Annotated in this window: 11 protein-coding genes and 1 pseudogene; 2 read left to right on the plus strand and 10 right to left on the minus strand. The window is 48.1% G+C overall.

Annotated features, from left to right (window positions below; translation table 11 throughout):
• Positions 1-74: 74 nt before the first annotated feature.
• A complete protein-coding gene (locus H6G07_RS10355; RefSeq protein WP_084173102.1) occupies positions 75-1,124 on the plus strand; it encodes a bestrophin family protein in 1,050 nt (349 codons plus the stop codon).
• A 60-nt stretch (positions 1,125-1,184) separates the two neighbouring features.
• A pseudogene (locus tag H6G07_RS10360) lies at positions 1,185-1,949 on the plus strand (IS5 family transposase).
• Positions 1,950-2,000: 51 nt separating this feature from the next.
• On the opposite strand, the gene hpsJ-C (H6G07_RS10365) reads toward H6G07_RS10360, so the two are convergent.
• The 10 genes from hpsJ-C (H6G07_RS10365) to H6G07_RS10410 form a co-directional block, all read right to left on the minus strand.
• Positions 2,001-2,636 (minus strand): HpsJ-like protein, cyanoexosortase C-associated, encoded by a 636-nt coding sequence (hpsJ-C, locus tag H6G07_RS10365; RefSeq protein WP_139297023.1) that lies wholly within the window; start codon positions 2,634-2,636, stop codon positions 2,001-2,003.
• Between the two features lie 217 nt (positions 2,637-2,853).
• Positions 2,854-5,421 (minus strand): DUF4347 domain-containing protein, encoded by a 2,568-nt coding sequence (locus tag H6G07_RS10370; RefSeq protein ID WP_073608349.1) that lies wholly within the window; start codon positions 5,419-5,421, stop codon positions 2,854-2,856.
• Positions 5,422-5,952: 531 nt separating this feature from the next.
• Positions 5,953-6,708: a PTPA-CTERM sorting domain-containing protein gene (locus H6G07_RS10375; RefSeq protein WP_139297022.1), complete on the minus strand. Its 756-nt coding sequence runs from the start codon at positions 6,706-6,708 to the stop codon at positions 5,953-5,955.
• Between the two features lie 176 nt (positions 6,709-6,884).
• Positions 6,885-7,814, minus strand: coding sequence for a cyanoexosortase C (gene crtC / locus H6G07_RS10380; RefSeq protein ID WP_073608347.1), 930 nt, complete (start codon positions 7,812-7,814; stop codon positions 6,885-6,887).
• A 97-nt stretch (positions 7,815-7,911) separates the two neighbouring features.
• Positions 7,912-8,520 carry an HpsJ-like protein, cyanoexosortase C-associated gene (hpsJ-C, locus tag H6G07_RS10385; protein ID WP_073608346.1) on the minus strand — a complete coding sequence of 203 codons (609 nt, stop codon included), beginning with the start codon at positions 8,518-8,520 and terminating at the stop codon, positions 7,912-7,914.
• Between the two features lie 145 nt (positions 8,521-8,665).
• The gene (locus tag H6G07_RS10390) at positions 8,666-10,063 is read right to left on the minus strand and encodes a hypothetical protein (protein ID WP_073608345.1); all 1,398 of its coding nucleotides are present in this window, start codon (positions 10,061-10,063) and stop codon (positions 8,666-8,668) included.
• Positions 10,063-11,235, minus strand: a complete 1,173-nt coding sequence (locus H6G07_RS10395) for a glycosyltransferase (RefSeq protein WP_073608344.1) — start codon at positions 11,233-11,235, stop codon at positions 10,063-10,065. Before H6G07_RS10395 ends, H6G07_RS10390 begins: the two co-directional genes overlap by 1 nt.
• Positions 11,223-12,464 (minus strand): glycosyltransferase family 4 protein, encoded by a 1,242-nt coding sequence (locus H6G07_RS10400; protein ID WP_073608343.1) that lies wholly within the window; start codon positions 12,462-12,464, stop codon positions 11,223-11,225. Before H6G07_RS10400 ends, H6G07_RS10395 begins: the two co-directional genes overlap by 13 nt.
• 108 nt (positions 12,465-12,572) lie before the next feature.
• A complete protein-coding gene (locus tag H6G07_RS10405) occupies positions 12,573-13,730 on the minus strand; it encodes a glycosyltransferase (protein ID WP_073608342.1) in 1,158 nt (385 codons plus the stop codon).
• 39 nt (positions 13,731-13,769) lie between these two features.
• On the minus strand, positions 13,770-14,855 hold the full coding sequence (locus tag H6G07_RS10410; RefSeq protein ID WP_084173099.1) for a polysaccharide pyruvyl transferase family protein: 1,086 nt from the start codon (positions 14,853-14,855) through the stop codon (positions 13,770-13,772).
• Positions 14,856-14,909: the final 54 nt, after the last annotated feature.

A 14,909-nucleotide genomic window follows, 5' to 3' on the forward strand; every position in this document is an offset into this window, starting at 1 on the left:
GCGCTACCTGGCTCGCCATTGCCACTTCAAAATTGCTATCTTCAGCTTGGCCTAATCACCGTGGCGATGGTGGTATGGCTAGGTCAATTGAGATCGTGCAGGGGAATGAGCCGGTGCCAAACCAAACTATCAAACGCAGCATTCGCCGCTATGAATCCGAGCAGGACTGGTTCAAGCTGCTGTTTCGCGTGCGGGGGTCGGTGATCCCGGCGGTGATGCCCCGAGTACTGCTGTGCGCCACCTTCGCCCTAGGCATTTTGTTGCTATACAGTCGGGGCTGGCCGGTGGCGTCGCCCATTTTGGGGTCGCTGGTGCCCAGCCTGGTGCTGGGTCTGCTGCTGGTGTTTCGCACCAACACCTCCTACGAGCGGTTTTGGGAGGGGCGCAAGCTCTGGGGCAGCGTGGTAAATCTGACCCGCAACCTGGCCCGGCAGATGTGGGTGGCGATCGAGACGCCCCAGCTAGAAGATTATGAGGCCAAAATCGCCGCCGTGCGCTTGCTGCCCGCCTTTGCGATCGCCATGAAACTGCACCTGCGCGGCGAGCCCCCCGACGCCGAACTGGCCAGCCGGCTCACCGCCGACCAGTTTGCCAAACTGCGGCAGATGAACAACCCGCCCTTGGAAATTGCCTTTTGGGTGGCCGACTACCTGCAAACCCAGCAGGCCCGGGGCACCCTCAACACCCACCAGCTCACCTACTGCCTGGAAACACTGGATGACCTGGTGGATGCCCTGGGGGGCTGCGAGCGCATTCTCAAAACGCCCATGCCGGTGGCCTACAGCATTCACCTAAAGCAATTACTAATGCTCTACTGCCTGGCGCTGCCCTTTCAAATGGTAGATTCGGTGGGCTGGGGTACGCCCTTTTTGGTGGGGCTAATCAGCTTTGCGGTGTTTGGCATCGAGGAGATCGGCATTGAGATTGAAAACCCCTTTGGCCACGACCCTAATGATCTGCCCCTCGACACCATCTGCCGCACTATGCAGCAAAATATTGAGGATTTGATCTCGCTGGTGCCGGGAGTGGGGCGATCGCCAAACGTCCCCGTTGGGGAATCGCCTCAGACTTCTCGCTCCGCTTTGCAAACGGAAGAGGTCACGCCGCGATCGCCTACGATTTAGCCCTAGGGCGTGTCATCAATTAGATAAAGTGGGACAGTAGTCTATTGCCTCAGAGTTCGAATGACGACCCGACGCTATGCGCTGCGCGATGATCAATGGGAACGCATCAAGGATTTACTGCCGGGACGCGAAGGTGCAGTCGGGGTCACAGCAACCAATAATCGACTGTTCGTTGAAGCGGTGCTGTATCGGTATCGAGCGGGCATTCCTTGGCGCGACCTGCCAGAGCGCTTCGGTCAGTTTCGCAAGATTCACACTCGCTTTCGGCGCTGGGCCAAGACGGGGGTGTGGGAGCGAGTGTTTCAGGCGCTCGCTGCCGACGCCGACAACGAGTACGCGATGATTGACGCCACCATTGTACGAGCCCACCAACATAGTGCTGGGGCAAAGGGGGGGATGCCGACGCCCAGGCCATCGGTCGCAGCAACGGCGGATTGAGCACCAAGATTCATGCCACGGTCGATGCGCTGGGCAATCCGACCGGCTTTCACCTCACCCCCGGACAGAAGTGTAACCTCGATGGGGCCGATGTACTGCTAGAGGACATCACCACCGATACGGTCCTGGCTGACAAGGCCTATGACGCCGACCAACGGGTGATTGAGCGATTGAAGCAACAGGGCAAAACGGCCGTCATTCCGCCCAAACGTAACCGTAGGACTCCGCGTGACTACGACCGTGAGTTGTATAAAGCCCGGCATCTGATTGAGAATTTCTTTGCCAAGCTCAAGCAGTATCGAGCCATTGCCACTCGCTACGACAAGCTGGCTGAGACCTTTCTCAGTGCGATTTATAATGGCGGCTTCCATTATCTGGCTTATTTGATGACACGCCCTAGAGCCTTTAGTACTCTATTAGATAGCTATAGCGCCCTATTTATACCGTTTTTCTCATCTTTTTAGTGCTGCGCCCGGCAATTCGACCCTTGGCACCCATTGCCAAGCGACCCAGACTGAGTAAACCAATGCCCACTACGGCAAAATTGCTCGTACTGGCTATCCCGCTTTTGGTAATCGTAGTCTTTGCGTTTTGCTTTAAAGTTTCAGCCTGGGTATCGATCGCTCGAAGGGCATTGGCAAAGTCGTCTTCAGAAGCATTACCTCCAACCTCTGGATTAGAGCGGCTAGCTTCTACCTGAGTTTGCAGTTGTATAGCCTGGTTGCCAATATCGTCAATTGCCTGGGAGTGCAGCGAAAAGCTGTCGCGCACAACTAGCATACAAATTAGCAAAAAGAGCGTTCCAAGTCCCAGGGCTAGAAAGCCGAGGGGCTTGCGCAGATTTTGATTTTCCCAGGCGCTATAGATGAGTAGGCCAATGCCAATCAGCAACACAATACTGCGATCGCCCATCTGTTGCAGCAGCCCCACCCGCCAAGCCGTACCCGATCCCAACGGGAAGGTGAGAGCTGTCATGTCGACAATAAAACCAAACGCACAGGTTAGACCTACCACACGGGCAATTGCTTGACCGCTGAGAGAAGGTGAAGAAAGCGGATTTGAAGCACCAACCATAGATAAAACTCCAGATCTATAAATGCTTAGTTCAGGGTGGAGCGATCGCACACCACCGCCAGGGCACGAGCTTACTCCAACCCTATTCAGGAGATGATCGTGGTTTCCGCTCGGTTTGATTTAACTTCACTAGATGTTCATAGGTAGGCCGCCCTGCTCACCAAAGCCCCAACCGTACGGCCGGGGCTTGACAGCTTACTAGATCAAGATCGTCGCTTTAAGCAAAGTAATTGGTCACAGTTAAAGTCCCAGCGGTAGAATCACTCCCGGCCATCCTTATACCTGTAACTTCAGCCACCAAGTCGGTGTCTTTGGAAAAGGCAGCGGTGCCATTATTGGCTGAGAGAAACGTGCGGGTTCCCCATCGAAAAAACACCGCTTGGTTAGCCGCCATAGCTTGTGCGCCACTAGAGGCTTGATTTTTATCTTGGTAAGCAGCTAGAGCGGCCTGCTCTAGGGTGGTGCCATTCTTCAAGCCAGCATTGAATAGGCCCGATGGCCGCTCAGAGATGAGCAAATTGTTGTTGTAGTCGAGCTGAATGCGATCGCCCTGGGTGGCATCAAAACTCACAATCAGATCCAGCGCCGCCAAGGTTGACTGGCTAAAAGCTTCGGATTGCGAGCGCCCAGTATAGACAATGCGATCGGCTCCAGTACCGCCGGTTAGAGTGTCAGCTCCGCGCAATCCTAAAAGGGTGTCGTTGCCGCTGCTTCCAGAAAAGCTATTGATCGCTGAAGTGCCTAAAAGAACGTCGTTTCCGGAACCGCCTGTGGTCGGTAACCCGCCACGCTCAAAAGCTCCAACATCGGGCATAGAGTCACGGGTAAACTGCCGCTGGTCTTGGGTGGGCACCCCAGTGCCTTTCACTCCAGTGTTGATCGCTGGGCTGCCGGACAGCAGTGGATGTACCAGGTCATTGCCAATTTTCATTAGCGGACCCAGCAGTGGATCGACAATACGGCTGTTAGCAGCCACACGCGGGCCAGAATTTACCGGCGTTGGAAACTCAATATTGCCGCCACCATCTCGGGGGGTGTAACCCACTTGGTTCTGCCGTGTATCGACTGCCCTGTTAAAAGCAACAATCGAATTGCGCAGGGTAATTGAGTCCTTATTGCCGCTGTTCATCCACAGCGCCCCGTTAGCCCGCCCGGCATAGTTGTTAACAATGGTGGAATTCACAATGTTGACTGGGGCTGCTGCGTCAGTATTGAGGAACATCGCACCACCCGCATCACTGGTTACTCGATTGCTCGAAAAAGTCGAGTTAGTAATGTTGACGGGTAGTTTAGTTTGTACCCACAAACCACCTCCCTGTCCATCAGCCAGGTTATTCGCCACCGAAATGTTTTGCAGCGTAATACTGCCGCCGTTGGCTTCAATGCCTCCACCACGAGCCAAGTTTCTGGCGCTGCGAGTAACCGAATTATTGAGCAGAGTGCTATCTTTTACGATCAGCTTTTCGTTACCGTAGCTCCAAGCATAGATTGCCCCACCACCACCTGTAGCTTTGTTGGATTCAAAGAGGCTGTCTTGAATTAGTAGCGGGGTTCCTTGGGTGGTACTGGTGCCACCAGGGCCAGCACCATCACCAAAGATAGCGCCTCCTCCATCGCCAATAGCAGTGTTGTTGAGGAAGGTAGATTTCGTAACTGTTGTTGGGCTAGATAAGTTGTAAATGGCGCCGCCGTTAAAGCCCTTATTATTGGTAAAGCGAGAGTTTTCGACCATTAAAAACGATGCTTCTCCAACTCCTCCTGAACCATTGGTAGAAATTGCTCCACCGCTGAAGCCATTGTTAACGCGACTTCCGTCATTATCAGTAAAGCTACAGTCAATCACTTTGGCCTCAACCCCCGCCCAAAGCATTAGTCCGCCGCTGCGATCGGCTTTGTTGTTGTTGAGTTGGCAACCCATAAGGGTAATGCCACCATAGTTAGCCACACTCACCCCGCCCCCTGCGCCTCCAGCGGGTGCGTTGCCGTTGGCAATGATCAAGTTTTTGAAGGTGGCCGTCACTGGGTTGTTTGAGCTTCCTACCTGAAACACTCGGCTGCGGTTGTTGCCGCTAATGGTGAGATTTGCAACCTCAGTGGCATCGATAGTGAGGTTGCGGCCCAGGTACAGCTCACCACTGGTGAGAGTAATAGTTTTGTTGGCCAAGGTCGAGGCAAACTTAATTACACTGCCCGCTGGAGCTGAAGCAATGGCAGCCCGTAGAGACCCCGTGCCACTGTCGGCAGTACTGGTAACGGTGATGATATTGAGGTTGCTAGCATAGCTAGCTTGGGCCTCGGCGCTCAAAGCTATAGCTGTTTCGATGGAGCCGGTGACTAGCTCAAAATCCCAATCGCCCGAGTTGCCAGTGATATCGTCAGAAGCGGCGATATCTGCTTTTGTCAAATAGCTCAAGTGATCTAAAAAGCTTTTGCCGCTGGGTCCGAACCCTACGTTGCAGCCATACAACAAAATATCTGCTGTACTGGTCATGGCTTTTTGCCATTGGGTTAGGTAGCTGCTGTAGCTATCTAGATTGTTGCTGTTGAAATCAGTTGAACCTAGCGTCAAACTGCCCGATTCACCATGGGAAATAATATGGATGCTTTCTAAGCCAGAGAATAATTCTAAGGCATTAGTAATTTGAGCTATGCCATTTTGGGCAGAGTCGAGGAAAATAACGCCTAGATTAGGGTCAATCCCCTCAAGCAACGTATCTGCATCAGCGATCGAGTCATCTACAAAAACAATACCTTTAATCAAGCTAGGAACACTTTGAGTCGTCATTTTTTTCCAACCTAAAGGGAATAAATGTCGCCTCAATGCCTGTTCTAAGCCTTAGAATCAGGTCTAAGGCTTGTAAGTTAAATATGTCTCCAGTCTAGGGGGGTAATAATTCGCGTGGCTACAATCCAAAGCTTTAATCAGGTATCAGCCAGCGGTCATCTTTCAATTTTGCTCGAAGAAAGACTACCGGTTGATTTTCTAAAGACAAACCTACAGAACAAAGGCAAAGACGACAAACAGAGTTGGTAAATAAAAGCCCTGAAGTAATGCACAATTAGCTGGGCAGGTTAGGTACGTTATTTATCAGTTACCCAGCTCTATTAACTCACTTACACTAACTTTACAAACTGCCATCGCCTTCCGTAAACCTACTCAACAACTCTCATAAGCTGCTACTTCTAGGACGCTAAATACTACTGAAATGTTCCAAAACTTCGCGTTATAAAACCCCAAAAAACAGCAAGAAAAGCGCTATCTCTCGGGCGAGATAGCGCTCTTAGAATAAATCAGATGCAAAAGCTAAAGACGTTATTATGCGCTCTCGCTTTCCCCTTGCTGACGCTTGCGCAGGGCCGCTACGCCCATGCCAATTAGCCCAGGCAGCAGTGCCGGAGTAGGAATAGACTCTGGAGTGGAGTAGAGGGTAGCGTGGGAGAAGGCGTTAACTGGACCGCCATTGCCATTGCCATTGCCATTGCCATTGCCGTTGCCATTGCCATTGCCATTGCCATTGCCATTGCCATTATTGATGAATCTGGCAGTTGTCCAGGTTCCAGCCTGAATTGTACCGTCAAAGTAGTTGAAGGCGAAGTTAGGTCCCGCTTTCATAGCAAGGACAAAGGGGCCATCAAAATTGCCGCTAGGCAAAAATTGGTTGATGACCTGCCATGTCCCTGATCTAGAGTCTCCTGGAGAACCATTATAGCCAATTGATAAATAGCCAGCCAAACCCTCATTCGCTACTGTGGAAGGAGCATTTACTTTAGCAATAAAGTCTTCCCCAGAATTAAGCCCACCATTGCCCCACGTGGTTGGATCAGCAACAGGATCTGGGTTGACGAAATTATTGAGGTCAGTCAAGAACTGCCGCAACTGGGTGAGATTGTCATTTCCGCTTTCCACGTTAGAGCAGTAAACGGCTCCTGAAAAATCACAACCTGTAGTTTGGATTGTGAATGCGTTTGCAGAATTGGTTTGCATCATGAAACCAGTTGCTACAGTCCCTACTGCAAGGGCACTGCTCAAAAGCTGTTTCTTCATAAAAGGTGTAAATTCAATGAACGACAATAGACTGTGGTAGTGTCCCTCATTTCTAGAGCGTAGAGCTCATAAAAATCAACTAGTAGAAGGCTCAATTTTCTGTCCTTCATCACTCAGTATAAATTGATCTAAGTGTAAATACCAGCATTAGACGAATATTTTATTGAGAACTTATAAAGCAGTAAAGAATCAATAGAAGGAATTTAATTGTTTTTTTGACACTTTTTTGATCTTTCAACCAGTGCCATCATGACGTAGTAATAAATTGTTAATAATATACCGACGAAAATTTGCCCGCCCCAGAAGCCGTGCCAAAAATTAAACCACCACTCGCCCCAATACACATGAGCAATGGTCACTAACATTAAGCGAGGAATATTAAATACAAGTGAAATAACCATAGCAATGCCAATAAGCATTACCATCTGGCGGGTCTTTTGCTTGTAGAGAATTCCCATAAAGAATCCGGTGGCGGCAATAGAAAGAGCCATGTCTAACCCATTACAGCCCCAGCCTACTTCTACAGCACCTTCGGGAAAGGTAATATAGACACCCTCCTGCACTGCCGGGAAACCAATGGCCCGCATAGCGGCGCTGCCCATCTCAGCCATCTTAATTTCTAAAAATTGGTAAGGAGTAAAAAAATCCCAGATAAAGCGAGAAATAAAACCAATGCGCGGGTACGTGGTGAGGCCAATCAATACCACAGGCACCATAAACCGACTAAAAAAGCTAACTCCCCAGGCGCTGCAAGCAATGCCCGCTAAGATTACCAACCACAAAAATGCCTGAGGCCAAATTGCAAAGCGACAGAATGGAAACAGCACCGCTGCGCTTACAATTAACAATTGTCCTAGAAGACGATCTTCTTCAGAAGCTCTTAACGCTTTAAGAACAGAACGACGATTCCACAGTTCAGCAGCGGCTAACCCCAACATACATAGCACTAAAAGCCAACCAACTTTGCCTTTGAGGGCTCTTGGTACTAAATAGCCCAGCCACACCGGCAGATAAATCAGTCCGACTGTCAGTCCCAGTAGCACAATACGCCCATGGAAGTCTTTAGCTAAAGCAATTATCCAACCCCAAGCAGTTTGTAGGTGAGGTTTAAGGTTTAAGGTAGGGGCAGCCATAGTTGTAGAAAGTAGCGTCACGATACTGTTGAAAAAGCTAGGCAGGAATAACTGCTGTCTACACCTCTACCTAGCTCTTTCGCATTTGTAGAGCCACCTAGTGATTGTGCTTGATAGCGACCCTACCCAGCGCCAACAGTCCTAGACCAATGACAACATGGGTACTTAGCACAGACATCATGGATTGAGTGGTGCTGCTACGAGCATTTTGGCTGAGTGCTTCGGCCTGAATCTCGAGTTGGCCTAAGGCTTCTTCAACACGTTGAGGAGTAACTTCCGGAGGCAGATTGGGATTAACCTGTGCCGTTTGTAGCTGAGAGCGGATTTCTGTTGCCTCGCTTTTAATGGTGCTAAGTGCTTGATTTTGAAGCACTAAGCCGTCACGAATAACAATCACGCCCGACAGCAGAAACAAAATACCACCGATTAAGCAAGCTAGCGCTAGGTAGCGAGAGAGCACTCGCTGTCCTAAGCTGCTATAAACCACCATAGCCACACCTAGAAACAGCGAAATGCTGCGGCCACTTATCTGCTGCATAAAACCAATCCGCCATTCAAGAGCCATGGGGCTAGGGGGAATAGCAGCAGTCAGAAGGTTCATCACAAAGCCTAGAATGCAGGCTAAGCCAAGAACTAAGAAGATGATGCCACCAGGGGCTTGTGATCGGGGCACAGTGGCAAATGGGGAACTAGAAGTACTAGTCATAGCTAACACATAGAAGACGACGGGTAGGTTGTAGAGCCACAGAAGAGGATCACCATCACATCTTTCTGCTGGGCTATATCAAACCCGGAGACTTAGAGAACGATTGGGTGGTCTTTACTAAAAATTTATAGAACGGCAGCAGGCTTTAAGCCAGATACCTATTTTTGCCGTTAAAGAAGCTTTGCCGAATCTGAGATGACACAGGATTCAGTTCGTGCCATCGTAATCCCAGTAACACGGCAATAGTGAGCATAAACCCAGGTTCTTCCATGCCGGTCATAATAAAACCGTTGACTATGACGTTTAACAGTAAAAATCGGGAGAGATCATCTACGCAGACCCTGTTCCAAAGTAACACCCAGAGGCTGACATAAACGCCTAGGCCTATAAAGCCACCATCTCCCCAAATACCTGCCCATGTCCAGAAGGGTGAGAAAAAGCTGGAATCGAGGTAACCGCTAAGCCAATAATCCCAAATGGATTGTACTACTGGGTGACGAGTTGCACCTAGCGGGTCAAGTAAACTGTCGTAATCGCGAATCATCCAACCGCCAATGCGCCCCACTGTATGCCCTGGCCCTAGCCCCAAGAACCAGTTTAAGATTGACGTATAATACTCAGGAATTGAGCGTAGGGGCAGAAGTTTTTGAAGGGTGGCATCGCCGTTAGGGCCATAAATCTCGGGCCTAATCCAAGTTCGGAATGAGCTTAGATAGGCGACATCTATATTGTAAATACACCAGTAAAATCCATAGATGACTACAGCAGCTAGCAATGTGTATTTAAGCGTCTTTTTGATATCGTTAGTGCGGCTGATGATTAACACAATCCAAGCTACAGCCGCGACTAGGAGGACTTGTTTTGCATCAGCCACTAAAATTTCAAGAAATCCAGCAGCTAGCACCGCTGCTCGTAACCCAAACCCGGCCTTTTTAGCTGTTATATAAAAGTAGATAGCATAAATGAATACTACAGTACCGCCTACCACATGGCCGCCGTTAGATAGATAAAAAACGCCTTGAACATTGTCATTGAGAGTTAGGCGACTGTATGTAAGAATCCCTGCCTTTAAAGCTAAATATTGACCTAGGGATAGGACTATATGCAGTAAGCCAAAACCCATTACCCATCGTCTAAATTTGCCTAAGTATTGCTCATTGAATGGGATGCTGATAATTGCTGACAGGACCAAAAACGGCTCTGACTGAATCATGAAATTTAGAAAAATGTTTACGGCTCCAGCATTATTGACAATGGCGCTGGCAGTGCTTACAGCAAAGTAAACATAGAGACCTATCAAAATTGACCGGACAATTGATTTCTGCTTAAAACTGGTTTTTCCGCAACGGAGGTAGACCAGCAAGCACACAATGGGTGTGATACAAAAGTGTAGAAAATTTATAGGTGCTGGTGCCCCCATAGCCTCAATTATTCTCGGAAAGAAGGCACTGGCAAAGGCAACCAAAACCAGGCTGGGGTTAGATATAAATCCCCTTATCTGATTCTTGGTTATATAACTATTGAAAGAGTGATAATTGGTCATTAAATTGCTCTGCTGAATATAGCTTTCTTATAAATACTTTTGATGTAGCTATAGTTCTGGGTAGCGGTATAGCGGTCCAAATAAGTTTGGCGAGCGATTCGGCGCATGATGGCCTGTTGGTCCGGGTGATTAAGCATGTACTGCACCTGCTGCGCTAAGCTTTGAGCGTTACCAGGTTCGAAAACCAGTCCAGTTCTGCCAGCTTCTACCAGCTCAGCAATCGCCCCAATTTTCGCTGCCACTACTGGGGTACCTTTGGCAAAGGCTTCTACTGCTACTCGCCCAAAGGTCTCATACCACTTCGACGGAAAAATTAAGAAGCTGGCTTCTCCCATGAGGGTATGCACCTCACTCATGGGCCTACGGCCCAGCCACTCTATCGCCGGTATGGTCTGGGTAGCATCTTTTACCATGTCTTCTAAAGGGCCATCACCGACAATCTTGAGCGGGTAGGGTACGGCTAGTTGTCGCCAGGCATTGATCAGAGTGTCTAACCCCTTTTCTACTGAGAGGCGACCCACATATAGTGCAAAACCACCGCTGCCGCTGCCCACTCCAGGATCAGGATCAATAAAGTTGGGCTTAACGATAATCTTGTCGGCTGCCAGGCCCCCTTCTACCAGCTTTTGTTTGGCAAATTGGGTGAGAGCAACAAACAAATTCACTTGCCTATCCCAAGTTTTCAACGCTCGATGGGTGCTGATCATGGCTGTAACCATGGCACTAGCAGGTTTGCTCTGGCGGTAGCAGCCATGCATAATCCCAGGGTAGGGAATTGCCTTGCCTACGCAGTCTTCGCATACTTGTCCATCACGAAAAAAAAGGGCGTTGGGACAAATGAGTCGATAATTCCGCAGGGTCTGCACCACAGGTACTCCCTCAGCCTGGGCAGCATAGTATACCGAAGGCGAAATCAGCGGAAAGAAGTTTTGCACATGCACAACGTCGTAGCTGTTGGCCCGTAGGGTTTGTCGCACAGCCTTATAGGAAGTCTGTGACCAGATGGTTTTGGCTGCCAACCGCAAAGGGTTGTAGGTGGGAATATCGTCGTTGGTGGCAGTGTAGCGATCGACCTGGTGTCCATGGTTTTCGAGCAGACGCTCTTCAGCAGCGCATGACTCGTCTTCTCCTCCCCTAATTTGGTAAGCATTATGAATACTTAGGATGCGCATGGGTCAACCTCCTGGCAAATAGCGCGGTACTGTTGGCTCAGTTCTCGGCCTTTGGCTTCCCAAGAAAAGTGCTGTCGCACCCGTCGTTGCCCAGCAGCACCCATTTGATGGCATAGTTCGGGGGCGTAGGCAAGTTTCGCCATGGCGGTGGACAGACCTTGAACAGTCTGAACAGGGTCGGTAGCAGGAATTTTTATGCCAGTTTCTGCGGTGACCTGTACACTAGGCCCACCTAGATCTAAGCAAATTACTGGGCGACCAGCGGCCATGGCTTCAAGGCAAACCCAACCCCCAGAGTCGTGTAGGCTAGCGTGTACCAAGGCATGGCACTGGCCCATCTGTTGAAGCGTCTCGGCCCTAGGTAGGCGACCTAAAAACTTAACCCGCTCAGCTACGCCAAGCTGCTCCGCCAAGGCCTGTAGGCTGGCTCGCTCTGGTCCTTCGCCCAAAATCCAGTACTCGGCATCAGGCTGCAGTTGAGCAGCAGCAAAGGCGCGCAGGCCCAAGTGCAGCCCTTTCCAGTGCAGCAGGCGAGCCATGCTAATAAAGCGAAAGGGCGTTGGACTAGGCGTAGGACACTGGCTGAGCTGAGCAATTTCTTGGTTTGACAGGCCTGACTCTGACTCAACTTTTAACTGTGTCACGCCAAAAGGCTGCAAACGGCGGGCGGTATCGGGGGTAGTAGCTTTGACCAGAGCGCTGCGGCGGGCTGTCATAGCGGTAAAGGGATCTAGCTCACCTACACGGTGAACTAAGCTACGTACTATTTCATAGGATTGGCCTCGGCGGCTAAAGTCCCTCCAAAACGATTTGGGAGCCATTTCGCCTCCTCCCACAGGACCCCAAACAAAGGGCACAGGCAGCAATGCCAAAAAGCTAGGGGTAGAGTAGCGCACATAGGTAACATGGTGAATCAGATCGATATCTACAGTTTTAAGGAGTGCCTTAGCAACAAAGTAGGCACCCACTTGCCAAGCGTAATAGTGGGGCACATGAGCTCGGGGCAACCAGTTAGCAACCGGGGGCGGATCGCAGTATAGAAATGACAGAGTGTCGATAGGGTGCTGTGCTAGTTCAGCCTCGATTGCCGATTGATTGCTAGTGCGAGTGAGTACCCAAACCCGGTGGTGCTGGGCCATTTCCTGAGCAAGGTGCCAGCCAACACCGGGCTCTGAGCCCATGTGGGGCTGACAGGCGTAGGCAGAGATCAAAATGTTAAGTGGTTTCATCAATTAGAAAAAAATTAAATAAGAGACTTTGATCAAGTTCATATAAGCTCTAGCCGGGTTTAAAACTTAAATAACACTGCAAAAATATTAGACAAGTTATTCAAGGGATCATGTCGAAGGCGTAGCTTCTTCAACTGCTTTAGAATAAATTTCTTCCAGCTTTATGGCTTGACTCCTTAGATCAAAGTTTTCCACAACATGACTTCTTCCAGCCATGCTAAACTCTTGCCATAATGTCTGATTTTGCAAAATTGACAAGATATGATCTGCAATCGTGCCAAAGTCTTTTTCCTGAGCGAGCAATCCATTTTTTCCATGTAGCACTGCCTCTGGTATGCCGGCATGAAAAGAGCTTACGATTGGCAATCCCATAGCTAAAGCTTCTAATATGACCATGGGTAAACCTTCGGAGTCACCAGTTGACGAAGTTACACTAGGTGCTGCTAAAAGCATAGATTCATTCATAAGGTCTCGAATCTTATCGTGGGGCTGAGAACCTAAAAATTTGTAGTTTGATAGCGTTTGTGAAGCCAACTTCTCTAATGGTTGCCGAAGTGGCCCATCACCAACGATCAGCAATTCAATTTCAGGCATAATCATTTCTACTTTGGCCATAGCCTGAATGAGATATTCGAGACCTTTTTTTTCAGTCAGCCTCCCTACAAAGAGTATATTTAATTTGCGTTTAACCGCTATTTTTGGAGTAAATTTTTCTATATCAACGCCAATATAATGAACAACAATTTTTTTGTCAGGGAACCCCTTCTCTAAAAGCTTAGCTTTAATAAAATTTGAAACCGCAATGAAAGTTGTTGTGTCCTTCTTAAGCTGCTCGCGTCTTCTCAAGTAAATTCGATGATTTAGAGAGGCTTTACGAGCATATTGATCGGTGGAGGTTGCATCTGAGCCATGGAAGGTGACTACCAAAGGTAGTTTCATCTTCGCAGCAATAGGTAGAGCTAGTGATCCGCTTAGCCCAAAGTGAGCATGTATTAAAGACGGCTCTAGTTTCCTAAGATCTTGATAGAATCTAGGAGCAAAACCTGAGACTTTAAAAAGACCTTCACTAAAAAAACCTAGTATTCCTCCTCGATTGACGGTAATTAATTTTTGAGGAGGTAAAGATATGCCCTCAATTGAGCGAGAGCCAGCAAAAAAATAATTGTGTTTTTTTAGGCTTTCTGCTTGAGTTTTAATAAAAGTTTCTGATTTAGCAAGAAGAATGCTATTGAAAATAACTACATTTTTCTTCTTGAGGTGAGACATAAACAATTCCAAACATGTACAGAATTTGCAGCAATGCCATTAAGAAATTCCAGCCATTCTAGGTATTTGATCGAAATATAATGAGTTCCAGTCGGGAGTATTTCGTTCTTCTATTGCCATACATTCCTCAAGCAAATGGGGAATTTCATCATGGTTTTTTGCTAGCCTTATAAAAGGCAGTTCGCTAAACCACTGGATTCCATAAGTAAGTTTATGGTCAACTGTTGGCACAACAATGCAGGGCTTTCGACAAACAATTGAGAATATTAGACCATGAAACCGATCGGTGACGATCGCATCAAACTCACAAAACTTGTCTAAGGTTTCAGTTACAACTTTCTCCTGTAGCTTCTTGGCAATTGGAAAATCTGTTTCAGTGTCGAAGCTACTACACTCATAAGGAATTAATTTTTCGATATTTCTTCGGCTATCATCTGTTAAAGCCGATTGATCATCATGCCGGAGACATAACAAAATCTTCGGTGCAGTAGCAGATTTAGAAACGTTCCTCGGAGGAAGTGCTAAAACGAAATCAGGCATTTTAAATACAAGGGCCTTTGAAAAAAGCTCCTGAGCGATTATTTCACTCATGCTGTCTCTAGCGATCATCACTAAATCAGGATGTTCGCCGTATATACGCCTTGTGTTTTCCTTTTCCTGATTGCCGTACTGAGTATCGCTAAACTGAATAGACTGCGGCAGGTTGACGATTTTATTATTAGGAAAAGACGATATCAAAAGACGACGAAATCTCTCAGTCCACATTCCCCTTTCGCCTAAGTTACCCCCACTCTGAAAGATGATTAGGTCGTCATCTGAAACCAGCTTCTTTAAAGCCGCTAAATAATATTTGGATTCTTCTTTATCAAGCTCTATAACCGGAAGATTCGGAAAATGTTTTTTTAACCAATTCCTTATCGCTATGACCTGAGCATGGTCACCAATATTGTTCAGATGGGCAGGAGGGGTTAAAGCAAAGATAATCTTCTTTTTTTGAGCTATCTCCTGATGGCGAAAATAAAATATTAGATTTGCTAAGGGTAAAATTAATATAGCCAAACCTTCTCTAAGCTTTCTAAATAGCTTAGATGAAAACTTTCTCAAGAAAATAAGACGCATTTTCATAATTTCAGGTGTGAATAAATGGGCTGGGATAGAAGGGATAAATAGAATTAGACA

The organism is Phormidium tenue FACHB-1052, assembly GCF_014696675.1.
GTDB classification, from domain to species: Bacteria; Cyanobacteriota; Cyanobacteriia; order Phormidesmidales; family Phormidesmidaceae; genus Nodosilinea; species Nodosilinea tenuis_A.